Annotated in this window: 20 protein-coding genes and 2 pseudogenes; 4 read left to right on the top strand and 18 right to left on the bottom strand. The window is 70.8% G+C overall.

Annotated features, from left to right (window positions below):
* Nucleotides 1-27: 27 nt before the first annotated feature.
* From D474_RS0126115 to D474_RS0126095, 5 genes are all read right to left on the bottom strand, one after another.
* Entirely contained in the window at nt 28-1,080 is a 1,053-nt protein-coding gene (locus tag D474_RS0126115; protein WP_017616433.1) for a BMP family lipoprotein, read from the bottom strand.
* A gap of 402 nt (nt 1,081-1,482) precedes the next feature.
* Nucleotides 1,483-2,217 carry an alpha/beta fold hydrolase gene (locus D474_RS0126110; RefSeq protein WP_026118812.1) on the bottom strand — a complete coding sequence of 245 codons (735 nt, stop codon included), beginning with the start codon at nt 2,215-2,217 and terminating at the stop codon, nt 1,483-1,485.
* A 147-nt stretch (nt 2,218-2,364) separates the two neighbouring features.
* On the bottom strand, nt 2,365-2,706 hold the full coding sequence (locus D474_RS0126105; RefSeq protein ID WP_017616431.1) for a biotin/lipoyl-containing protein: 342 nt from the start codon (nt 2,704-2,706) through the stop codon (nt 2,365-2,367).
* A 7-nt stretch (nt 2,707-2,713) separates the two neighbouring features.
* Nucleotides 2,714-3,733: an alpha-ketoacid dehydrogenase subunit beta gene (locus tag D474_RS0126100; RefSeq protein ID WP_017616430.1), complete on the bottom strand. Its 1,020-nt coding sequence runs from the start codon at nt 3,731-3,733 to the stop codon at nt 2,714-2,716.
* Entirely contained in the window at nt 3,730-4,767 is a 1,038-nt protein-coding gene (locus tag D474_RS0126095; RefSeq protein ID WP_051051130.1) for a thiamine pyrophosphate-dependent dehydrogenase E1 component subunit alpha, read from the bottom strand. The genes D474_RS0126100 and D474_RS0126095 overlap by 4 nt, the downstream gene beginning before the upstream one ends.
* 603 nt (nt 4,768-5,370) lie before the next feature.
* Here D474_RS0126095 and D474_RS0126090 point away from each other — a divergent pair.
* The gene (locus tag D474_RS0126090) at nt 5,371-5,865 is read left to right on the top strand and encodes an Lrp/AsnC family transcriptional regulator (protein ID WP_017616428.1); all 495 of its coding nucleotides are present in this window, start codon (nt 5,371-5,373) and stop codon (nt 5,863-5,865) included.
* Between the two features lie 22 nt (nt 5,866-5,887).
* On the opposite strand, the gene D474_RS0126085 is transcribed toward D474_RS0126090, so the two are convergent.
* The 6 genes from D474_RS0126085 to deoC are packed head-to-tail and all read right to left on the bottom strand — an operon-like array spanning nt 5,888 to nt 12,371.
* A complete protein-coding gene (locus D474_RS0126085; protein WP_017616427.1) occupies nt 5,888-7,546 on the bottom strand; it encodes a phospho-sugar mutase in 1,659 nt (552 codons plus the stop codon).
* Nucleotides 7,547-7,567: 21 nt separating this feature from the next.
* Complete coding sequence (locus D474_RS0126080) at nt 7,568-8,365, bottom strand: purine-nucleoside phosphorylase (protein ID WP_017616426.1); 798 nt, start codon at nt 8,363-8,365, stop codon at nt 7,568-7,570.
* Nucleotides 8,362-9,006 (bottom strand): GNAT family N-acetyltransferase, encoded by a 645-nt coding sequence (locus D474_RS0126075; RefSeq protein ID WP_017616425.1) that lies wholly within the window; start codon nt 9,004-9,006, stop codon nt 8,362-8,364. Before D474_RS0126075 ends, D474_RS0126080 begins: the two co-directional genes overlap by 4 nt.
* Nucleotides 9,007-9,059: 53 nt before the next feature.
* Nucleotides 9,060-9,989, bottom strand: coding sequence for an aldehyde dehydrogenase family protein (locus tag D474_RS0126070; RefSeq protein ID WP_017616424.1), 930 nt, complete (start codon nt 9,987-9,989; stop codon nt 9,060-9,062).
* Nucleotides 9,982-11,418, bottom strand: coding sequence for an aldehyde dehydrogenase family protein (locus D474_RS0126065; RefSeq protein ID WP_017616423.1), 1,437 nt, complete (start codon nt 11,416-11,418; stop codon nt 9,982-9,984). The genes D474_RS0126070 and D474_RS0126065 overlap by 8 nt, the downstream gene beginning before the upstream one ends.
* A gap of 5 nt (nt 11,419-11,423) precedes the next feature.
* Nucleotides 11,424-12,371 (bottom strand): deoxyribose-phosphate aldolase, encoded by a 948-nt coding sequence (gene deoC / locus D474_RS0126060; protein ID WP_040704546.1) that lies wholly within the window; start codon nt 12,369-12,371, stop codon nt 11,424-11,426.
* 299 nt (nt 12,372-12,670) lie between these two features.
* Here deoC and D474_RS0126055 point away from each other — a divergent pair, with 299 nt between their 5' ends.
* Complete coding sequence (locus D474_RS0126055; RefSeq protein ID WP_017616421.1) at nt 12,671-13,354, top strand: hypothetical protein; 684 nt, start codon at nt 12,671-12,673, stop codon at nt 13,352-13,354.
* A 71-nt stretch (nt 13,355-13,425) separates the two neighbouring features.
* Here D474_RS0126055 and D474_RS30165 read toward each other — a convergent pair.
* From D474_RS30165 to D474_RS0126025, 6 genes and pseudogenes are all read right to left on the bottom strand, one after another.
* Nucleotides 13,426-14,639 (bottom strand): annotated as a pseudogene (locus tag D474_RS30165) (heparan-alpha-glucosaminide N-acetyltransferase domain-containing protein).
* Between the two features lie 59 nt (nt 14,640-14,698).
* The gene (locus D474_RS0126045; protein WP_017616420.1) at nt 14,699-16,693 is read right to left on the bottom strand and encodes an acetoacetate--CoA ligase; all 1,995 of its coding nucleotides are present in this window, start codon (nt 16,691-16,693) and stop codon (nt 14,699-14,701) included.
* A 117-nt stretch (nt 16,694-16,810) separates the two neighbouring features.
* Entirely contained in the window at nt 16,811-17,485 is a 675-nt protein-coding gene (locus D474_RS0126040) for an HAD family hydrolase (protein WP_026118810.1), read from the bottom strand.
* 41 nt (nt 17,486-17,526) lie between these two features.
* Nucleotides 17,527-18,204 carry a DUF4126 domain-containing protein gene (locus D474_RS0126035; protein ID WP_017616418.1) on the bottom strand — a complete coding sequence of 226 codons (678 nt, stop codon included), beginning with the start codon at nt 18,202-18,204 and terminating at the stop codon, nt 17,527-17,529.
* 75 nt (nt 18,205-18,279) lie between these two features.
* Nucleotides 18,280-18,525, bottom strand: a complete 246-nt coding sequence (locus D474_RS0126030) for a DUF2630 family protein (RefSeq protein WP_017616417.1) — start codon at nt 18,523-18,525, stop codon at nt 18,280-18,282.
* Nucleotides 18,526-18,842: 317 nt separating this feature from the next.
* Complete coding sequence (locus tag D474_RS0126025; protein WP_026118809.1) at nt 18,843-19,241, bottom strand: hypothetical protein; 399 nt, start codon at nt 19,239-19,241, stop codon at nt 18,843-18,845.
* A 255-nt stretch (nt 19,242-19,496) separates the two neighbouring features.
* Between D474_RS0126025 and D474_RS0126020 the strand changes: the two genes are divergently transcribed.
* Nucleotides 19,497-19,826: a metal-sensitive transcriptional regulator gene (locus D474_RS0126020; RefSeq protein WP_275040814.1), complete on the top strand. Its 330-nt coding sequence runs from the start codon at nt 19,497-19,499 to the stop codon at nt 19,824-19,826.
* A gap of 84 nt (nt 19,827-19,910) precedes the next feature.
* Here D474_RS0126020 and D474_RS0126015 read toward each other — a convergent pair whose 3' ends face one another.
* A complete protein-coding gene (locus tag D474_RS0126015) occupies nt 19,911-21,287 on the bottom strand; it encodes an NAD(P)/FAD-dependent oxidoreductase (protein WP_040704543.1) in 1,377 nt (458 codons plus the stop codon).
* Nucleotides 21,288-21,588: 301 nt separating this feature from the next.
* Here D474_RS0126015 and D474_RS0126010 point away from each other — a divergent pair.
* Nucleotides 21,589-21,784: pseudogene (locus tag D474_RS0126010) on the top strand (hypothetical protein); the annotation flags it as partial.

Below are 21,784 nucleotides of genomic sequence, written 5' to 3'. Positions count from 1 at the left end.
CCGCTCCGTCGATCGCGGCCGCCACCCCTACGGCGCGGTCGGGACCTCGATCTCGCCGTCGATGATCTGCTGCTTGAGATCGTCCAGCTCGTCCTCGAGCGGCTCGATGGCCTCCTCGTTGGACCGCGTGTAGTCCACACCGCCGTCGGAGAGGTCGAAGCGCTGGATGCCGCTCTCGTGCTCGCCCTCGCCCACGGCCTGGATGAGGTCGTACACGGCCACGTCGACCTCCTTGATGGCGGAGGTGAGCACGTAGGGCTTCTGGTCGTCGTCGGCGTTCTCGTACTGATCGCTGTCGACGCCGATGAAGGTGAGGTCGTTGTCGGCCACGGCCTCGAGCACACCGTTGCCGGAGGCGCCGGCGGCGTGGTAGAGCACGTCGGCGCCGCGGTCGTGCTGGGCCTGGGCGCTCTCCCGGCCCTGGGCGGGGTCGGTGAAACCGCTGATGTCCGGCGGCTGGCTCAGATAGTCGACCTCGACGTCGATCGAGTCGTCGATGTGCTCGACACCGGTGAGGTAACCGGCCTCGAACTTCTTGATGAGCGGGGTCTCGACACCGCCGACGAATCCGACGTGGTCCTCCTCGGTGGTCAGCGCGGCGGCCGCGCCGGCCAGGAAGGAGGCCTGCTCCTCGGCGAAGACCAGGCTGGTGATGTTGTCGTGGCCCTCGAGCTCTTCGTCGATGATGGCGAAGTTCACGTCGGGGAACTCGGAGGCGACGTTCTCGATGGGTTCCTGGTAGGCGAACCCGACCCCGATGACGAGGTCGTAACCCTCCATGGCCATGTTGCTGAGGCGGTCCTCCTTGTCGGCGTCGGACTCGCCGTCGGCCGGTTCGAAGTCGGACGTCTCGACGCCGAGCTCCTCTTCGGCACGCTGCAGCCCGCGGTAGGCCGAGTCGTTGAACGAGCGGTCTCCGCGGCCGCCGACGTCGTAGGCGAGGCCGACCCGCACGGTGTCGGCGTCGCCGCCCTCTCCGTCACCGGACGCGCCGTCGCCGTCCGCGTTCTCGCACGCGGTCAGCACCAGGGCGCTCGCCGCTGCAACGGCGGCGAACTTGATTGCGTCAGTACGCTTCACTTCGGAACTCTCCCCTTCGCACTCTCGGCCGTCCGGACATTCACGCTGAACCGACCTGAGTTCTGCTGCCGGACAATATCCCGTTGCCGAAAAACCACCCAACGGACGGGCCGAGTTGTTATGAAGGCGAGAGCGGAGCGACACGGGGCCCGACGCACGGGCCGCTCGGAACATGCCGGGGCCACCCGGAGGGGGACTCCGCGGCGGCCTCCCGGGCGCCGGAATGCGCTCCCACCCGGCATGACGACACTGGGCCGTGTTTCGGTCACCCAGAGCTTCCCCACCTGACTAGTGGGTCGCCGGTACAGACCGGTCTGCCCCTGCGCGGGCGGCCCGCTCCCCCACGCGCGCAGGACGGCCGAACCGAAGGTCACAAGCCCGCGCCCAGGAGGTCAGGGCGGTTCAATCCTCGACGAGGAAGTCCACGGCGACCTGCCGGAAGACCCGCGAGGACACCGCGTTGGCGTGGTCGCGCCCGGAGATCTCGACATGGCTTCCACCGCGGTCGCGGGCCAGCTCACCGGCTCCGGTGGCGAGGGGGTCGTTGGCCCCTGCGACCAGGAGGAACGGGATGCCTTCGGGCGCGGGCTCCGAACGGAACGGGCGAGCGGCCTGCCCCCGAGCGCAGGCCGCCAGGGCCGCCTGGTCGTTGCCGGGCAGGGCGCTGACCGTGCGGAACACCGCATCGAAGGGGCTCTCCCCCTCCCCCGGAGCATTCAGGTCGGTGCCTGCGAAAGCGTCGTTGGGGCCGAAACCCCCGAGGACCAGGCGCCGCACCCGCCCTGGCGCACGCAGGGCGAGGTCCCAGGCCAGGCGGGAGCCCATGGAGTACCCCACGACGTCGACGCGGTCCACGTCCAGCCGGTCCAGCAGCGCGACCAGGTCCTGGGTGAAGCGCTCGGGCAGGTAGGCGCCGTCGTCGGTGGGCTTGTCGCTGCCACCGTGTCCGCGCAGGTCCGGACCGATGACGCGCAGGCCCTCGGCCTCCAGGGCCTGCACCCATCCGGCGGCTCTCCAATTCATCTCGAAGTGGGTTCCGAAACCGTGCAGGAGAAGCACCGGAACCGCGTCCGCAGGAGACCCCGGGCGCAAATCCGCATAACGCATTGCAACGTCGTCGGTGAGTTTCGCAGACATGCAATCCTTCAATCGTTTGCCTGAGCGGAGACCATCCGGACCCGGCGCGGTTTTCATTCGTGTTTTCCGATGAACGGACCCGAATATTTCCGGGGACCGTTGGTACAGAAGAACGAACACCCGGCGGGCGGCTCCGGGGCCCGGGGATCATTCGTCGGGCGGTGTGAGGCGCACGCGCCGCCGGGGGCGTTCCTCCTTCTCGGGGACGGTCCCGACGATGCCGGCGGCGGGTCGGTCGGGGGCGGCGACCGCGAAGGTCACCAGAGGTGCACCGACCCGGACGACCTCGTCGGGGGCGGCGTGCAGTTCGACCACGCGCCCCTCGTGGGGCGAAGGGATGACCACGGCGGACTTGGTGGTCTCCATCTCCACGAGGGGGTCGTTGCGTGCGACGCCGTCGCCGACGGCGGCCTCCCAGTCCAGAACGGTCGCCTCGACCAGGCCCTCGCCCAGGTCCGGGAGGTGGAAGGTGACGTGCTCTTCTGCCATGTCGGTATCAGTACTCCAGAGTGCGCTGCACCGCGAGCAGCACACGGTCGGCGGTCGGAAGGTACTGGGGCTCCAGGGGCCCCGCCGGATAGGGCACGTCGAACCCGGTGACGCGCTGGACCGGGGCGGCGAGGTCGCCGAAGCAGGCGTCGGTGACGCGGGTGGCCACCTCCGCGCCCAGCCCCGCGGTCAGGGGTGCCTCGTGCACGACCACGGCGCGTTTCGTACGGCGGACCGAGGCGGCCAGGCCCTCGGTGTCCAGCGGGCTGAGCCAGCGCAGGTCCAGGACCTCGAGGTCGACCCCGTCCTCGGCGGCCAGCTCGGCGACCTGGAGGCAACGGTGGACCATGGCGCCCCAGGCGATGAGGGTGCCGTGGCGTCCGGGGCGCACGATGCGGCTGGTACCGACGGGATCGGCGGGTTCGCCCAGCTCGACGGGGCGCCGGTCCCAGTAGCGCGCCTTGGGTTCCATGAACACGACCGGGTCGTCGCAGCGCACCGACTGCAGGAGGAGGCGGTAGGCCTCGCCCGGGTCGGAGGGCACAGCCACCTTGAGCCCGGGGGTGTGGGCGAAGAGCGCCTCCAGGCTCTCACCGTGGTGTTCGGGGGCCTGGATCCCGCCGAAGGAGGGCAGGCGCAGGGTGACGGGCATCGGCACGGTGCCGCGGGTGCGGTAGTTCATCCGGGCGACCTGGTTGACGATCTGGTCGACGGCCGGATAAGCGAACCCGTCGAACTGCAGCTCGGGGACGGGCCTCCAGCCGTTCATCGCCAGGCCCACGGACATGCCCATGATGGCCGACTCCGCCAGCGGCGTGTCGAAGACTCGGTCGGCGCCGAACTCCTTCTGCAGGCCGTCGGTGACCCGGAAGACCCCGCCGAGGGCCCCCACGTCCTCCCCAAAAACCAGGGTTTCGCCGTCCTCGGAGAGCAGGGTGCGCAGGGCCCGGTTGAGGGCCTGCTGCATGGACAGTTCGACGGTCGGACCGGTAGCGGTGGCGGTGGTGTGCTCGATCAGCTCGGTCACGGCTCGACCTCTTCCTGCCAGGTGCGGCGCTGCCGGGCAAGCTCCTCGGTGGAGCCCCGGTACACGTGTGTGAACAGTTCGGCCCCGTCGGGTTCTGGTGCGGCGGCGACACCGTCGCGGATGCGCACGGCCTCTTCGAGGGCGGCAGTGTCGGTCTCGGCCAGGGCGCTCTCGTCGGCGTGGCCCGCGGCGAGGATCGCCTCCCGCAGCAGAGTGACGGGATCGCGGCGGCGCCAGCGTTCGGTCTCGGTGTCGCCCCGGTAGCGCCCGGGGTCGTCGGAGGTGGAGTGGGGCTCGACGCGGTAGGTGAGAGCCTCGATCAGGGTCGGCCCCTCACCTCGGCGCGCGCGTGCGACGGCCTCGGAGGCGGCAGCGTGCACGGCGCCGACGTCGTTGCCGTCGACGAGCACCCCGGGCATGCCGTACCCCTGGGCGCGGGCGGAGATCGAACCGCCCGCGACCTGGCGATCGTTGGGCACCGAGAGGGCCCACTGGTTGTTCTGGCAGAAGAAGACCACGGGGGCGCCGTAGACACCGGCGAAGTTCATGGACTCGTGTACGTCGCCCTCCGAACTGGCGCCGTCGCCGAAGTAGGCCAGGGCAACCCCGTCGGCCCCACTCAGGCGTTCGCCGACCGCCCAGCCGACCGCGTGGGGCACGGGCCCGCCGACGACGGCGTTGACGGCACCGAAGCGGGAGGCCGAAACGTCGTAGAGGCCTCCGTGCCACAGGGCGCGGTGACTGGCCATGTAACCGACCATGTCGACTCCGTGGGCCTGGGCCGCGGCCATCTCGCGGTAGGTGGGGAAGACGAAATCGCGGCCGGGGTCGAGCGCGGCGGCGCTGCCGACCTGGGCGGCCTCCTGTCCACGGACCGAGACGTATGCGGGGAAGACGCCCTGGCGCTGGAGGGCGATCGCCTCGGTGTCGAGGTCCCGGGCGGTGCGCATGTGTCGGTAGAGCTCGCGGGTGAGATCGGGGGACAGATGGCCCACGCTGATGGGTCCTCGGCCCGCGGACGCGTTCTGTGGCATCTCTGGCTGCTCCCAACGTGGCCCCTGGACGTGTGGCGGGCGGGGCCGGGCTCTTCGGTCTCCTGCCTCGATTCTGCTTCGGGTTCGACACTTTTGGTAGATACGCGCCCATAGTTGATACAGATGCGAACGAGATCGGCATTTTAGTTCGTGATTGTCCAGACATACTCAGACACCACCTGCAAAAACGACACACAGACCTGTACGCCCTGAAAGGGGGCACCCCGGCACTGGACGGAAACGTTCCGCCCGCAGGACGGGTTCGCCAGACGTCGGAAAGAACGCCCCGGGGCCGAACACTCGTCAGGTTCTCGGCGTTCTCGGCAAGACAAAAAGGACGATTCGCAGAACGGCGGTGTAGCGGACCGCCCGGGCGGGAAACCCCCAACCCAGTCCGCCGGGCCCGCCCCGGGTACAGTCGGTCCTCCCTCCGGCTCGGCCGACCCCCGTTCCCCCGACCCCTGTTCCCGCCACCGTCTCGCCACCTGAGACCCCGATGGACGGATTCACCGTTTCCCTGGTAGTTCGTTGGCCCCCACGACCCCCGTCGACGAGGACCGTGAGGGGCCGCCGCGAGCACAAGAGCACACGAGGAGCACGAACATGGCCATGGGCGACCAGCGTCGCAACGGTCGGCGTCCGGACAACACCGACCAGACGATCCTGAGCGCGCTCGCCAAGGACGCGCGAACCGGCATCACGGAGATCGCCGCACTGGCCAACGTCTCCCGCGCCACCGCCTACAACCGCATCAAGCGCCTCACCGACGACGGGGTGATCCGCGGCTACTCCGTGGTCGCCGACCACGCCAAGATGGGGCTGGGCGTGACCGCGCTCGTCCTCATCTCCGGCAGCCAGCCCGACTGGCGGGCCAACCGGGAGGTGCTCTCCTCCTACCCGGAGGTCGAGTACTGCTGGTACGTCGTGGGCTCGGCCGACATCGTGCTCCTGGTCCGTGTCGCCAACACCAACCAGCTCCGCGACCTGATCCTGACCCGCCTGCAATCGCTGCCGGGGGTGACCGCCACCCAGACCCTCACCGTCATCGACGAGGTCGTGCACCGGCCCGTGGTCGAACCCGCCGAGGAGGACAGCTGAGCACCCGCGCAGGACGTTCCGGTCACTGGCCCCGGACCGCTGCCGAGACCGACGCCATGACCTCGGCGAGCATGCGCGCGCCGCGCACACGGGTGGAACCCACGTCGTCAGCGGTCTCCAGGACGATCTCGGCGTAAGCCTTGAGCTTGGGTTCGGTGCCCGAGGGGCGCAGGGTCACCCGGCCACCGCCCTCCAACCGGAACCGCAGGGCGTCGGTGGGCGGCAGTTCGGAGTGCCCGGCAGCGAAGTCGTCCACGCCCTCGACCGCGAACGGACCGAACGCCTCCGGCGGGTCCGAACGCAGTCGGCGCATGGTCCCGGTGAGCAGGGACAGGTCGGCCACCCGCACCGAGAGCTGGTCGGTCAGGTGCAGCCCGTGGCGTCGCGCCTGGTCGTCCAGCAGGTCCAGGAGGGTGCGTCCGTCCTGTCGTGCCCCGGCCGCCAACGACAGCAGCACGAGCGCCGCGCTGATCCCGTCCTTGTCGGCGACCGGACGTGCCCCGTCCCCGCCGACGCAGTACCCGAGCGCTTCCTCGTAGGAGAAGACCCGGCGGCGCTCTCCGCCCGCACGCGCCAGCCACTTGAAGCCGGTCAGGGTCTCGTCGAAGTGCACCCCGCGAGCGCGGGCGATACGCCCGAGCAGGGTCGAGGAGACGATGGAGGTGGCCACGGCGCGCTCACCCGAGGTGTGGTCGAGCACGTACTCGGCGATCAGGCCCCCGACCTCGTCCCCGGTGAGCATCCCGTGCCCCGGGACGGCCACCGCGAGCCGGTCCGCGTCGGGGTCGTTGGCCACGACGACGTCCGCACCGTTGGCCTCCCCCGCCCGCAGCGCCAGGTCCATGGCTCCCGGTTCCTCGGGGTTGGGGAAGGCCACCGTCGGGAAGTCCGGATCCGGGTCGAACTGCTCGGCCACGACGGTCGGCCGGGGGAACCCGGCCCGCTCCAGCGCCGCGGTCAGCACCCGGCCGCCCACGCCGTGCATGGCCGTGTAGGTGGCGCTGACCTCCCGGGGGCCTTCCGGGACCAGCGCCGCGACCGCCGCGAGGTAGCGCTCCAGGACCTCCGGGCCCAGCCGCGTCCAGTCCGTCCCCAGGGGCAGCTCGCCCACGGGGCCGACCCGGTCGATGGCGGCGGAGATCTCCGTGTCGGCCGGGGCGACGATCTGCGTACCGGCGTCCTCGCCGGCACCCCCGACGTAGCCCTTGTAGCCGTTGTCCTGCGGAGGGTTGTGGCTTGCGGTGACCATCACACCCGCGTCCGCGCCGAGCTCGCGCACCGCGAAGGCCAGCACAGGGGTGGGCAGTGCCCCCGGCAGGACCGAGACCCGGTGGCCGGCGCCGGTGAGGACCGCAGCGGTGTCGGCCGCGAAGTCGTCCGAGCGGTACCGGGCGTCGTGGCCGACCACGACGTGGCGCCCGGCCCCGCCCAGCCAGGCGCCCAGGCCGGCGGCGGCCCGCATGACCACCACACGGTTCATCCGGTTCGGGCCGGCCCCCAACGCCCCGCGGAGCCCGGCGGTGCCGAACTCCAGGCGGTGACCGAAGCGGTCGTCGAGCTCGGAGACGGCCTCGGGTTCCTCCGCCTCCACGCGCACGAGCAGGGCGGACAGTTCCGCACGGGTGACGGGGTCGGGGTCCTGGGCCAGCCAGGCACGGGCGCCGTCGAGGGTGTCGGTCATCGGGGGAGCGTTCTCCTTGCCTCAGATCTTGGCGACGACGTCGGCCAAGAGGCGGCCGACCCGGTCGGCGGAGTCACGGCCGGTGGCCAGGACGTCCTCGTGGTCGAGGTTGGCGCCCTGCAGTCCGGCGGCGACGTTGGTGACCAGGGAGAGCCCCAGCACGCGGGCCCCGGCAGCGCGGGCCGCGATCGCCTCCAGCACCGTGGACATACCGACCAGGTCGGCCCCCATGGCACTGAGCATCCGGATCTCGGCAGGGGTCTCGAACTGCGGCCCGGGCATCTGGGCGTAGACACCCTCGGCCAGGTCGGGCACGACCGAACGGGCGGCCTCGCGCAGCTCGGCACTGTAGGTTTCCGTCATGTCGACGAAGGTGGCTCCGCTCAGCGGAGAGCGCGAGGTCATGTTGAGGTGGTCGGAGATGAGCACCGGCGAACCCACCGGGTAGGCGGGGTTGATGCCGCCGGCGGCGTTGGTCAGCACCACCGTGCGGGCCCCGGCCGCGACAGCGGTGCGCACACCGTGCACGACGGAGTCGGTGCCGTGTCCCTCGTAGAGGTGGGTACGGCCGAGGAAGGCCAACAGGTTCCGGTTCCCGTCGGAGATGCTGCGGACGGTGCCGCTGTGGCCGTCGACCCCCGGCGGGCGGAACCCGGGCAGGTCGGCTGCGGCCAGCTCGTGCCCAGAGTCGCCCAACAGGTCGGCGGCCGGGGCCCAACCGGAACCCATGACGAGGGCGATGTCGTAGGTGTCCGCACCGGTCTGCGAGCGCAGTTCGGCGGCGGCCTCCTCGGCGGCGGCCTGGGGTGTGCGAGTCACTGCGTGTTCTCCGTTCGTTCGTTCCGGGGGCCCGGAACACCGTGCGCCCCGGTGTCCAAGGCACGGGAAAGGACCTGCTGCGGGCCGTTCGGACCGCCGTGGTACGTACGGCCGGTGGGCACGAACCCGGCTGCCAGGTAGGTGCGTGTTCCGGCCTCGTTGGCGTGGTTGACGCACAGGACGATCTCGTGGGCCCGCGGGGCGGCCTCGGCGACCAGGGGATCGAGCAGCGGTGCGGAACAGGCCGCCGTGCCGATGCCGCGGCCCTGCCATTCTGGCGTGACGTAGTAGGCGCGCAGCAGAGCGGCCCGTTCCGGTGTGTCGACCAGGTCGCGCAGGGGCCCGCGTAGGTCGATGATGCCGAAACCGGCGCAGGTGTCCAGCGCGGTGAGCCGGTCCGTGGGTCGGGCGTCGGCGAGCACCATCGCGAAAGGGATCCGGTCGGGGTCGGTGTCGGCCTGGGGCAGGGTCCGGACCGCCTCGGTGACGAAGCGGCGCTGTTCGGGCGCCAGCCGTTGGCGTACCACCGCCTCACGCAGGGTCCGGGTCTCGTCGGTGTCGTGGTCGAGCCGGACCAGGCGCAGGCCGGGGGTCTGCTCCGTGGCGGGGTCCGCTGCCCTCCCGGTCGTCGAGGTCGCCACGCTGCTCCTTCCCTCGGGTGCGGGCGGACGCACGCGTGCCCGCCCGCGGACGCTCACACCCCGATCGGGTGCCAGACCGTCTTGGTCTCCAGGAAGGGTGACATACGCGAGGTACCGGGGTCGGGGTCGAGCCAGGCCCGCTCACCGCCGCCGGCCTCGGGCCCCGGGCGCAGCACCCGGGTGAGGGTCTCTGCGGCCGCTTCCTCGAAGGCGGTGGCGTGCTCGCCGGCCCCGGCCAGGTCGAGGGCGTCGACGTCACCGTGCGGGGCCAGGTGCGGGCCGATCTCTCCCGCGCGCCCGGTGAGCAGGTTGACCACCCCGCCGGGGACGTCGGAGGTGGCCAGCACCTCGGCCAGGTCGACGGCGGGCAGCGGCGCCTCCTCGGAGGTGACCACCACGGCGGTGTTGCCGGTGGCCACGACCGGAGCAAGGACCGAGGTCAGCCCCAGAAGCGGGGCGTCCTGCGGGGCGAAGACCGCGACCACGCCCGTCGGTTCCGGCGACGAGTGGTTGTGGTAGGGGCCCGCAACAGGGTTGGAACCGCCGATGACCTGGGCGAACTTGTCGGTCCAACCGGCGTAGTACCCCCACCGGTCGATGGCGGCCGAGACTGAGGTGTCGGCCTCCGATCGCTCCACCCCCTGTGCGGCCACGAGCTGGTCGGTGAACTGGGCTCGGCGGCCCTCCATGACCTCCGCCACCCGGTACAGGACCTGTCCGCGGTTGTAGGCAGTGCGCCCCGACCAGCCGCTGAAGGCCTTGCGGGCGGCAGTGACCGCATCACGTGCGTCCTTGCGGGAGGCGAGTGAGGCGTTGGCCAAGTGGTCTCCGTCGGCGGAAGTCACGGGGTAGCTCCTGCCCGATTCCGAACGGGGGAAGCCCCCGCCCAGGTAGAGCTTGTAGGTCTTGCGGACCGCGAGGCGGGCCGGGGCCTTCGGGGCGGTCCGTGCCGCCTTCTTCGCGCTGGTGCGCTGCTCAGCCAAGGTAGGCCTCCAATCCGTGCCGCCCGCCCTCGCGGCCGTAGCCCGACTCCTTGTACCCGCCGAAGGGGCTGGTCGGGTCGAACTTGTTGAACGTGTTGGACCAGATCACCCCGGCGCGCAGGCGCTCGGCGGTCCAGAGCATGCGCGAGCCCTTCTCCGTCCATACACCGGCGGAGAGGCCGTACGGGGTGTTGTTGGCCTTGGCAACGGCCTCCTCCGGGGTGCGGAAGGTCAGCACCGACAGAACCGGGCCGAAGACCTCCTCGCGGGCGACACGGTGGGACTGGCCGACGCCGGTCAGGAGCGTGGGCGCGAACCAGTACCCCTCCGACGGCAGGTCGCAGTCCGGGGACCAGCGTTCGGCGCCCTCGGCCTCGCCGCTGTCGGTGGCCTCGCGGATGCGGCGGAGCTGGTCGGCGGAGTTGATCGCGCCCAGGTCGGTGTTCTTGTCGAGCGGATCGCCCACACGGATGCGGGTCATGCGCTCCTTCAGTCGGGCCAAGAGCTCGTCGGCGATCGACTCCTGCACGAGCAGACGCGACCCGGCACAGCACACGTGGCCCTGGTTGAAGAAGATGCCCGAGACGATGCCCTCGACCGCCTGGTCCAGGGCGGCGTCATCGTGGACGATGTTGGCGCCCTTGCCGCCCAGCTCGAGGGTCAGGCGCTTGTCGGTGCCGGCGACCGCGCGGGCGATGCCGCGGCCCACGGCGGTGGAACCGGTGAAGGCGACCTTGTCCACACCGGGGTGTTCCACGAGGGCCCGGCCGGTCTCGCCCGCGCCGGTGACGATGTTGACGACCCCGGGCGGGAGGTCGGCCTCCTGGCAGATCTCGGCGAAGACCAGAGCCGTCAGGGGTGTGGTCTCGGCCGGTTTGAGGACCACGGTGTTGCCGGTGGCCAGGGCCGGGGCGATCTTCCACGCGAGCATGAGCAGTGGGAAGTTCCACGGGACGACCTGTGCGGCCACACCCAGCGGGCGGGGGTCGGTGCCCAGGCCCGCGTGATGGAGCTTGTCGGCCCAGCCGGCGTGGTAGAAGAAGTGCGCGGCGACCAGGGGCAGGTCGACGTCGCGGGTCTCCTTGACAGGCTTGCCGTTGTCCATCGACTCGAGCACGGCGAGCTCGCGGGAGCGTTCCTGCAGGATGCGCGCGATCCGGAACAGGTACTTGCCGCGTTCGACCCCGCCCATGGGGCCCCACACGTTCTCCTGGGCGAGGCGTGCCGCGGTCACGGCGCGGTCCACATCTGCGGGGCCCGCGGAGGCGACGGTCGCGAGCATGCTCTCATCGGCCGGGTTCAGGCTGGTCAGGGTCTCGCCGCTCTCGGCCGGGGCGAACCCGCCGTCGACGAAGAGGCCGTAGTTCTCGCGCAGGGACACGACGGAGCGGGACTCCGGCGCGGGCGCGTACTCGAAGATCTCTGCCACGTCTGTCAGTCCTGCGTGTAGTGGTCGGGGCCCGGGTAGACGCCGGTGGACAGCCTGGTGCGCTGCATGAGCAGGTCGTTGAGGAGGCTGGAGGCGCCGATCCGGAAGAGGTCGGGGGTGAGCCAGTCCGGCCCGGCGATCTCGTCGACCAGGACCAGGTTGCGGATCGCGTCCTTGGTGGTGCGGATGCCGCCCGCGGGTTTGACACCGATACGGCGGCCGGTGTCGCGGTGGTGGTCGCGCACGGCCTGCAGCATCACGAGCAGGACTGGCGGTGTGGAGGCGGGCGAGACCTTGCCGGTGGAGGTCTTGATGAAGTCTGCTCCGGCGAGGATCGCCAGGTGGGAGGCGCGGCGCACGTTGTCGAGCGTGGCCAGCTCCCCGGTCTCCAGGATCACCTTGAGGTGGGCGCCGCCGCAGGCCTCCTTGACCGCGGCGATCTCCTCGTACACCTTCAGGTGGTCTCCGGCCAGGAACGCGCCGCGGTCGATGACCATGTCGATCTCGCTCGCCCCGGCGGCTACCGCGGCGCGGGTGTCGGCCAGCTTGGCCTCCAAGGGCGCACGGCCGGAGGGGAACGCGGTGGCCACGGAGGCGATCCCGATCCCGGTTCCGCGCAGGGCCTCCACGGCGGTGCCGACGCGGTCGGGGTAGACGCACACCGCCCCGACCGTGGGAACCGTGCGGTCCTCCGGGTCGGGGAGGGCGGCCTTGGCGCAGAGGGCGCGCACCTTGCCCGGGGTATCGGCGCCCTCCAGGGTGGTCAGGTCGACCATCGAGACGGCGAGGTCGATCGCGCGGGCCTTGGCGGTGGTCTTGACCGACCGGGTGGCGAGGTCCTGGGCGCGGGCCGCGGCGCCGACCTCGTCGACGGCGGGGAGTCCGTGCAGGAACGCCCTCAGTCCTCGTTCGGTCACCGCCTCGGGCGCGGATGCTGTGTTGGGCACGGGCACCTTCAGGGTCGACGGTGTGCGGGGCCTCGGGGGCCGGCGGGGTGACAGGGACCCCGGGCGGCGCCGCCAGGCAGCACCCTAACGCCGGGGTCGGCGGCCGTCAGCACACGTGCGCTCCGCACCGACCAAGGTTGGATGCTCCTCCAACGAGATTCCTGTTGGGTGGTGGTGTGTTCATCCAAGGACACCACGGGAATCACCCGAAACCGGGCACGCGCTGTGTTCGCCGGGACGGCGCCGCACCGAACCGGTCCATACCGGACCACTCCCTTTTCCGGGGCTCGCCTACCCTGGTGGGCATGGCGGAGTTCCGGATCAGCAGCGATGACGAGCAGGTCGACCTGCGCAAGATGGCCACGGCCCTGACCGAGTCCCAGGGATGGGCGCGCGACGAGATCAGCATCTGGGACACCCGGCGGGGCGAGGTCATCGTGACCGTCGACGACGCGCTGCTGCGCTCGCCCGAGGCAGACCCGCTGAACCGGCCGCGGCACACGCCCGCCGACGTGCACCGGGCGTGCGAGCACCTGCGGCGGGAGGAACCGTCGCTGCGCGGGGTGGACTTCGCGTTCCTGCGCGACGAGACCGCGCGTTTCTTCTCGGCGGGGTGGACCGTCGCCGATGTGCTCCACGCACTCTCCCACCGGCCCGACCACGCCGAATGGCCCGCCGGCCCCGACCACCGAGGCGACGCGTGGCTGCGCCACCGCCTCGCGGCCTGGCGCACACCCGACGGCGACATCCGTCCCTCCCACTCGCAGGAGGCCGCGCAGCTGCGCGTGGTGAGCCGCGCGGGTCTGCCCATGGAGCTGGGACTGCCCGAGGACGCAGAGCTGTCCCAGCGCCCCGTCGCCAGCCGTGAGGTCGCGCGCTCGGCCGCCGACGACGCACGGCGCCTCATGCGCCAGAACTCGCGCACCACCACCGATTCCCTGGCCCACCAGGACCGGACCTCCGCGCACATCCACCGCCCCGACGAGTGACCCGGGGCTGCCGGGCCCCACAGGTGCGGGCCGCCACAGGAGCGTTCCCCTTCCCCGGCCCGGGGACCCGATCAGGGCGCGGGCGGGCGGGACCTGCGGTTCTCCTGGTACAGCTCGCCGATGTTGTCAGCGCTCATCGCCAAGAACGCCTCCAGCGGCCCGCGTCCGACCAGGAGCCGCCAGGCGAGCGCGAAGGCCACCGCGCCGATCACCAGGCCCTCCAGCAACCACGGTGTGTGCCAGTCCATCGGCCCGAGTACTCCGACCACGACGGCGATGACGAGCAGGTGCCCCGTGTAGACCGTCAACGGCATCCGCCCCACCGAGGTGAGCGGGTACATCAGCACCCGGGCACGCTCGGCCAGCCACAGGCACACCACCAGAACCAGGAGCGCCTGCCCCACGGCCTCGGCCATCTCGAAGTGGGTCCCGGTGTGGGGCGTTCCGACCGCCAGCCACCACCAGGTGTCCGTGGGAACCTGGCCGGAGATCGAGTGCGCCTCCTCCATCACCTGTTCCCGCAGGAACTCGCGCATCTGCGGGTCCTCCGCCACCGAGTCCGGGTACCCGACGGAGGAACCCGACGCCTCCGCCAACCGGTCCAGTCCACCGAAGACGTGCAGTGCCACCCACGACCCCGCATAGCCGAGCACGGCCAGCACCGCACCGGTGACCGCCAACCGCGCCCGGGTCGCGGCCGTCCCGAGGTCCAGGCGCCCCACGGCCATGCCCGCGAACACGAACACCATGAACGTGATCGCCGGGTAGTAGCCGGTGAGCAGGAACTCCGACAGCGAGGTCACCGCGCCCTGCGGTGTGCGCGGCTCNCCGCGGCGAGCCCCGCAGCCACCGCCACCAGCGTCCCCGCCCGCAGCTTCACCAACGGCAGCGCGAGCAGGAAGTACCCGGCGTAGTAGGTGAGGATGATGGCCACAGGAACGGCCAACACGTCGAGCATCAGCCCGAGCATGCCGATGACCACGGCCCGGGTCACGACCTTGACCGCCACCAGCCGCAAGGGGTCACCGGAGATCGGCCGGGTCCGCCCTGTCATCAGCGCCAGCGACACCCCGGCCAGGAATGCGAAGAGCGCGGAGGAGTTCCCCCGCGCCAGGTCGTGCACGGGCTGCCCCGCGCCGTCCGGGTCGAGCAGCCCGAAGGAGTCGACGGTGACGTGGACCGCGAACATCCCGAGGACGGCCAGGGCCCGGGCGGCGTCGACCCCGTCGATCCGGGCCCGTTGGTGTGTCTGCGGGGCTCTTTCGCCCGGTCGGTTCTCAGCCACGTGCGTCAGCCTATGCACACGTCGGTGCCCCGGCACCGAACGGCGCCGGGGCACCCGGGTCACCGGTCGACCAGGGAAGTGAAGTGGTCCAGTGCCTCGGGGTTGGCCAGGGAGTCGCGGCTTGCGACCTTCTCCGGGGGCTCGCCCATGAGAATCCGCTTGACCGGCACTTCCAGGACCTTGCCCGAGAGTGTGCGCGGCACCGCCTCGATCATTCGCACCCGGTCGGGCACGTGGCGCGGCGAGCAGTCGGTGCGGATGCGCCGGGCGATCTCCTTGGGCAGTTCGCCCTCCAGGTCGGCGCCCTCGCGCAGCACGGTGAACAGTTCGATCCTCGAGGACCCGTCACCCTGCGGAACGTCGACCACGAGCGCGTCGAGCACGTCGTCCAGGGCCAGGACGGCGCGGTAGATCTCGCTGGTGCCCATGCGCACCCCGCCCCGGTTGATGGTGGAGTCCGAGCGCCCGTAGATGACGGCGGTCCCGCGTTCGGTGATCTCGATCCAGTCGCCGTGCCGCCAGATTCCGGGGTAGGTGGAGAAGTAGCTGTCGTGCAGCCGCTCCCCCGACTCGTCACCCCAGAAGAACACGGGCATCGACGGCGCCGGCCGGGTCACGACGAGCTCGCCGACCTCCCCGACGAGCGGGTTCCCCTCCGGGTCCCAGGCCTCCACGGCCATCCCCAGCCCCCGAGACTGGATCTCGCCCTCGTACACCGGCAGCGTGGGGGTGCCGCCGACCAGGCAGCTGCACACGTCCGTACCGCCGCTGGTGGAGAACAGCCACAGGTCGGAACCGAACTCCTCGTACACCCACGCGAACGCCTCGGGGCTCAGGGGCGAACCGGTGGAACCGATGCCCCGCAGCCGCGACAGGTCGCGGCCGCGCGCGGGGTGCACGCCCTCCTTCATGCACGTGGACAGGTACCCCGCGCTGGTGCCGAACAGGGTCACCCCGGCGTCGGCGGCCAGGTCCCACAGCCCGTGGAGGTCGGGCGCGGCCGGGCTGCCGTCGTACAGGACGATCGAGGCCCGGGTCAGCAGCACGCTCACCAGGAAGTTCCACATCATCCACCCGGTCGTGGTGTACCAGAACACCCGGTCGTCGGGGCGGGCGTCCAGGTGCAGGTGGAGGTTCTTGAGCTGTTCGAGGAGGATCCCACCGTGCCCCTGCACGATCGCCTTGGGCAGACCGGTGGTCCCTGACGAGTAGAGCACCCAGAGGGGATGGTCGAAGGCGACGGGGGTGAACTCCAGGTCCCTGCCGGCACCGGAGGCCTCCAGGTCGGCCCACGCGGTGGTGCCCTCGGTGGTCTCCCCGGCATGGAGGTGGTCGAGCACCACCGTGTGCTCGACGGTCGGCATGGCTTCCCGGAGCTGAGCCACGACCTCGCGCCGGTCGAAGTCCTTGCCGCCGTAGCGGTAGCCGTCGACAGCGAGCAGGACCTTCGGTTCGATCTGTGCGAACCGGTCGATGACGCTGCGCACACCGAAGTCCGGCGAGCAGGAGGACCACACCGCGCCCAGGGAGGCCACGGCCAGGAAGGCGGCGACGGTCTCGGGAAGGTTGGGCAGGTAGGCGGCCACGCGGTCGCCCGGCCCGACCCCGCGCTCGCGCAGCCCTGCGGCGATGGCGGCGGTGCGGCGGCGCAGATCGCCCCAGGTCCACTCCCCCAGCGGCCGGAGCTCGGTGGCGTGGCGGATGGCGACGGCCTCCGGGTCTCGGCCCTCGAAGATCTGTCGCGCGTAGTTGAGGGTGGCCCCGGGGAACCACTCGGCGCCCGGCATGACCCGCTCGGTGAGCACCTGCTCGTAGGGGGTGTCGGAGTCGACCCCGTAGTACTCCCAGATCGCTGCCCAGAAGTCCTCGATGTCGGTGGTCGACCAACGCCAGAGGGCGTCGTATTCGAACGTGCCTCCCTCGCCCGACCGGTCACCGAAGGCCCGGACGCCCTTGGTGCGCTCGGCCCAGCGGGCGAACTCGACGATGTTGGCGGACTCGAGCAGTGTCTCGTCCGGCTCCCATAGCACGCGGGGCACGCCGCTCTCCGTCATTGCTGCGCCTTCCGTTCGACGTGACTGTGTCGTGTTGTGGGTCTCGTCCGACAACACCACCGGCACGCTAGCGCCCAGGAACGTGACGGCGGACACCGGGGTGTCCCGCGCCCCTGGTCAGGCTCCGCGCAGGGCGTCCACGGCGGCGACCGGGCTGTCCACAACAGGCGCGCCGGTGGCGGCGAGGCGGTCGCGGGACATCAGCCCGCTGGCGACCAGGATCGGCTGGGCGCCGGCCTCCTGTGCGGCGCGGGCGTCGTCGTCGATGTCGCCGATGAGCACGACCTTGGCGGGGTCGATGCCCTGGTTCTCGAGGTGGTGGACCAGGTGTTCGGCCTTGGAGTCGTGTTCGGTCTCGAACCGCCGCCCGTCCATTCGGGTGAAGTGGTGGGACAGTCCGCGCTCGGTGACCAGGGGGACGAGGTGGTCGTGCGCGGCCATGGACAGCAGCGACTGGGTGCCGCCCCCACCGCTCCAGGTGCGCAGCACGTCGGGCACCCCGGCGGCAAGGTCGCAGGTCGGCAGGTGCTGCTCGTATCCGTCGTGGTAGAGCGCCTCGACCCGCTTCCACTCACCGTCGGTGAAGGTACGGCCGAGCAGCTCCTCGTAGCAGGGGACAAGGGGGCGCCGGAACACTCGCCGCCAGTGGTCCATCTCGACGGGCTCGCGGCCGAATGTCACGCAGACGGTGTTGACGGCGGCGAGATTGGCGTGGTTGTCGTCCAGGAGGGTGCCGTTCCAGTCCCAGACGATGTGTGTGATGTCGCGCCGGTCAAAACTCAACTCAGTCATCGCACGAACTTTACGGCCCCATGACCGGATCACGGTATGCGTCATCGGCCACTCTCCCCTCCCCCGGTGTCCGGGATGCCGGGTGCCGGGCCCGCACCGGTCTGCAGCGCGCGGGCCCGGCGGCGCCTGCGCAGCAGGAGGAACCCGGCGAACACCAGGAGCGGCAGCACGACCAGGACGAGCACGGGAAGCAGCATGGCGAGCAGCGAGGTCACGAAACTCACGGCGTCCTCGAAGGCGGAGAGCACGGGAGCGGCACAACCGAGGGTGGCGGTGTTGGCGACGGGGCGGGCGAGGGTCTTGACGACGTGGAAGGCGAGGGCGATCAGCGCTCCGACCAGGACCGCGATCCAGACCGGCCCGGCGCCCCCGGCCACCACTGCCCCGGAGGCCTGCCCCACCACGTCGTCGACAGGAGGCGCCTCCACCGGAACGGACGTGCTGCCGGCGGCGAAGGTGATGCCCCCGGAGGTGGGGCGCACGAAGGTCTGGAGGGTGTCGTTGAGGCTGTCGAGGGCGGGAACCTTGTCGGCGACCAGCTCGACGGCGAGCAGCACGGTGAGGATGGTGAGGGTGGCGGGGTGTTCGAGCCACTGCCAGGTGTGCCCGAGGGGGATCGCGTCGGTGTAGCGGGACAGGAACCCGACGACGAGAAGGGGGACGAAGGCGTTGAGACCGGCCGCGGCGGACAGGCCCAGACCGGTGAGGGTGGCGAGCATGGATGCCCTTCGTGTGCTCCGGACGTGCAGTGGTGTGGACGCGTGCGGAGCGCACGTGGTTCGACCCCACCCCGGTCACTGCCAGTAGTGTTCCACCTCCGAGACCGGACGCGCACGTGCGTCGTCCGGGTTCTCCCCGTACTCGGCGCGGGCCCGGCGCTGCCGCAGGAGATCCCAGCACTGGTCGAGGGCCTCCTCGACCTCCTTCATCCGGCGGCGCTCGGTGCTGCCGAGGCCCTCGGGGGTGGAGCGCAGGGCGTGCTCCTCGTCCATCAGGCCCCGGATGGTGGTCATGATGTCCTTCTCGCCGGTATCGCTCATAGGGCCATCGTCAGCACGCCGCGGGGCCGGGACAAGAGCCCCGGCCCCGCGGTTACCTGCTTCGGACCGAACGTTTACGCGTGAGCACGAGCGCGACGATCGCTGCGCACACGGAGAAGACGCCGGCCAACAAGAGCCCGGCGACCCCGACCCCGGTGACCGGGAGTGTGGGTCCGTCACCGGAGGGCGGCGCCCCGTCGTCACCGTCGGGGCCGCCGGGGCCGTGGGTGGGCTCGGGCGGGACCGGCGGGCCGGTGGGGGCCGGAGGCGTCGGACTCTCCGTCGGGCACGGCGAAGGCGTCGGAGCCGGGGTGGGCTCAGGCGAGTCCGTCGGCGACGGACTCGGGGGTCGGTTCCGGATCCGGCGTCGGTGAAGGGCTCGGCGAGGGCTGCGGCTCCTCGAGCACCAGGTCGAAGGGGGGCACAGGCTCCCCGGCGGGCGCACCGTCCGCGTCAAGGGGCTGTGCCGTGGCACTGTAGACGGTCCGCATGTGACCGTAGTACGGGTCGGCGCGGTCCTGGTCGTGCCCGTGGTCGATGACGACGGTGACCTCGACGTCGCTGATGCCGTCGCCGTAGTCGGCTGGAAAGTGCAGCGTACTCGTATCCTCCCGGGCCCTGTCTGCGCCGGCGCGGTGACAGCCTGGCCCAGGAAGGTGGGAGCGGTCGTGGCCCGCATGGATCCCACCGCCCCAACTACTTTCTGTGCAGGTCATGCACAGAGAGTGACACCAGGGATTGCGGAGCCCGTGGGCCCGGGGCCGCTCCGCGCGGGATGCCCATGTTCACACCAAGGGATGCACAATCGTCCGCACGGGCAGGCCCGTGCACCGCAAGGGCGAACCGACCCCGCGATCTGAGAAACTCCCTCTACGGGCGGTTTTGATGGAGAATCACTCGGACGGTGAGAGGCCACCCCGCGGAACAAGGGCGCCGAACCCGGCCGTTCCATACCTTGAGGGGGTATTGTTATGGCACCTGATCAGGGACAACACGGAAGCGACACCATGGCGGCCAAACAACACGGCTACAGCGACGACAAGCAGGCCCACATCAATCGGTTGCGCCGCATCGAGGGACAGATCCGCGGGCTCCAGCGCATGGTCGAGGACGACCAGTACTGCATCGACATCCTCACGCAGACCTCCGCGGTGAACAAGGCTCTGCGTTCGTTCGCGCTCTCCATGCTGGACGAGCACCTCAAGCACTGCGTGGCCCACGCCGTGGCCAACGGAGGGGACGAGGCCGAGGAGAAGGTGCGCGAGGCCTCCGACGCCATCGCCCGCCTCGTCCGCTCCTGAGCGGGGCCGGCCCGGGCCCACCGCGAGCGGCAGACTCCCGACCCGGCCCTCCTGGGGTCTCCGACCCCGTGCTCCGGTGGCCGTTCAGCTCTCCCCGTACCGCTCCCTCAGGTTCTCCATCAACCGCGTACCCTCGGACCTGGCTTCGCCCGCGTCCAGGTACTCGACCGACTCGTTGGCCGCGAACGACGAGGGCCGACCGTTGTCGTTGAACCCGAGCCGCGAGACCTCGCCACCGGTGAAGGCACGGATGGCCCAGTTGGCCGCGATGCGTGCCCGCGCAGTGTTGGACGGCACCGAGAGCATGTGGTAGCCGCGGGTCGCGGCCAGTGCCGGCAGCCCACTCAGCTCCTGGTTGAGGATGCGCGCCAGGGCGTCCTTGCCGCTCAGGTCCACGACGAGCCCGAGGTCCTTGTGGCGGAACTCCTTGAGGGGCCGCCCCAGGATGGAGTCGACGACGTTGCGTGCGGCCGTGTCGGCCTGGCGGGTGGCGTACTGCGCGGTCGGCGGGCAGTAAGGACCGTTGGACTCGGCGATGTTGGGCACGGCGGCAGCGTCACCGAGCGCGAAGACCTCGGGCAACCCCGGGACACGGAGGTCGGTGTCGACCTCCAGACGTCCGCGCTGGGTGGGTTTGTCGAGCGTCTCGACAAGCGGGCTGGGTGATACACCGGCGGTCCAGATGAGTGTGCGGCACGGCAGCACCCGGCCGTCGGTGAGCACGACCTTGTCCTGGGTGACCTCGCGGACGCTGACCTTGAGCTTGACCTCGATACCGAGGTCGCGCAGGAGCCTGAGCGCCTTGCGGCCCAGCCGGTCACCGAGCTCGGGCAGCACCTTGGGAGCGATGTCCACCAGGTGCCAGCGGATCTCCGAACGCAGCTCGGGGTAGCGGATGGCCGCTTCCTCGCACAACCGCTTGAGGGAGGCTGCGGTCTCCACCCCGGTGTAGCCGCCACCGACCACGACGAAGCGGCAGCGTTCCTCGCGCTCGGCCGGATCACGGCTGTCGTTGGCCAACTCGAGCTGCGAGAGCACGTGGTCGCGCAGCAGGACCGCCTCGGCGAGTGTCTTGTTGCCGTAGGCGAACTCGGTCAGGCCCGGGATGTCGAAGGCACGTGTGAGGCTTCCCGGGGCCAGGACGAGGCGGTCGTAGGGCACTGGCGCGAGCTCTCCGGTGGGGCGGCGCACGATCACGACCCTGTCGGCGGTGTCCACACCCACGGCGTGACCGGGGATGAACTTGCTCTCCTGGGTGAGCCGGTGCACCGACATCGCTACCGACTGCGGCGTGAGCATGCCCGAGGCGACCTGGGGCAGCAGCGGGCTGTAGAGCATGTAGTCGTTCGGTGCGATGAGCGAGAGTTCCGCCGCCCCGTTGGGGACACGGCGTTCGAGGTGCCGGAGCGTCTGCAGGCCGCCGAAGCCAGCTCCGACCACCACGATCCGAGGCCGAGACATATGTACACCGCTCCTAACGTGTCGGGGGCGGGACGCCGTCCGAGACGGCTCGTATGGGGCCGTTGCGACCTGGTGTACCCGCCGGGGCCGAATGTACGGGCGAGTCGCTTGCTCCCCCTGTTCCCCGCACTAGACGTTCCGGGGACTTTGCCTGCACATGGCACGACGATGGAAAGCCATACGACTTCTTGACACGCCGGGGAGTCCCAGTTGACCGGGCACGCTTCCACCTGTGTCACGCTGTGTAACAGCGCGATAACTAATCGCGTCTAACCGAGCAGTGAAGGGAACTGAGGCACCCATGCGTGCTTTCACGAAGATCGCGGCCGCGACGATGCTGGCCGGCGGAATGAGCGTCTTCAGCGCCGGCGCGGCCTATGCCGCTCCGCAGGAGATCGAGGCGCCTCACGAGAACCTGGTCGGACAGGAGGTGATTGATCAGTTCCTCGGCCTGCAGGCGCCTGCCGAGGACCCCGAGGCCACTGAGTCCGTGGAGG

Source organism: Nocardiopsis salina YIM 90010 (genome assembly GCF_000341025.1).
Classification (GTDB): Bacteria; Actinomycetota; Actinomycetes; order Streptosporangiales; family Streptosporangiaceae; genus Nocardiopsis; species Nocardiopsis salina.
This window is presented reverse-complemented; position numbering and strand designations above follow the sequence as displayed.

Bases quoted from the DNA above. Each gene is read 5' to 3' on its own strand.
- D474_RS0126110 (WP_026118812.1), bottom strand. From the start codon at position 2,217: ATGTCTGCGAAACTCACCGACGACGTTGCAATGCGTTATGCGGATTTG.
- D474_RS0126105 (WP_017616431.1), bottom strand. From the start codon at position 2,706: ATGGCAGAAGAGCACGTCACCTTCCACCTCCCGGACCTGGGCGAGGGC.
- D474_RS0126095 (WP_051051130.1), bottom strand. From the start codon at position 4,767: ATGCCACAGAACGCGTCCGCGGGCCGAGGACCCATCAGCGTGGGCCAT.
- D474_RS0126090 (WP_017616428.1), top strand. From the start codon at position 5,371: ATGGCCATGGGCGACCAGCGTCGCAACGGTCGGCGTCCGGACAACACC.
- D474_RS0126085 (WP_017616427.1), bottom strand. From the start codon at position 7,546: ATGACCGACACCCTCGACGGCGCCCGTGCCTGGCTGGCCCAGGACCCC.
- D474_RS0126055 (WP_017616421.1), top strand. From the start codon at position 12,671: ATGGCGGAGTTCCGGATCAGCAGCGATGACGAGCAGGTCGACCTGCGC.
- D474_RS0126045 (WP_017616420.1), bottom strand. From the start codon at position 16,693: ATGACGGAGAGCGGCGTGCCCCGCGTGCTATGGGAGCCGGACGAGACA.
- D474_RS0126040 (WP_026118810.1), bottom strand. From the start codon at position 17,485: ATGACTGAGTTGAGTTTTGACCGGCGCGACATCACACACATCGTCTGG.
- D474_RS0126035 (WP_017616418.1), bottom strand. From the start codon at position 18,204: ATGCTCGCCACCCTCACCGGTCTGGGCCTGTCCGCCGCGGCCGGTCTC.
- D474_RS0126030 (WP_017616417.1), bottom strand. From the start codon at position 18,525: ATGAGCGATACCGGCGAGAAGGACATCATGACCACCATCCGGGGCCTG.
- D474_RS0126025 (WP_026118809.1), bottom strand. From the start codon at position 19,241: ATGACCTGCACAGAAAGTAGTTGGGGCGGTGGGATCCATGCGGGCCAC.
- D474_RS0126020 (WP_275040814.1), top strand. From the start codon at position 19,497: ATGGCACCTGATCAGGGACAACACGGAAGCGACACCATGGCGGCCAAA.
- D474_RS0126015 (WP_040704543.1), bottom strand. From the start codon at position 21,287: ATGTCTCGGCCTCGGATCGTGGTGGTCGGAGCTGGCTTCGGCGGCCTG.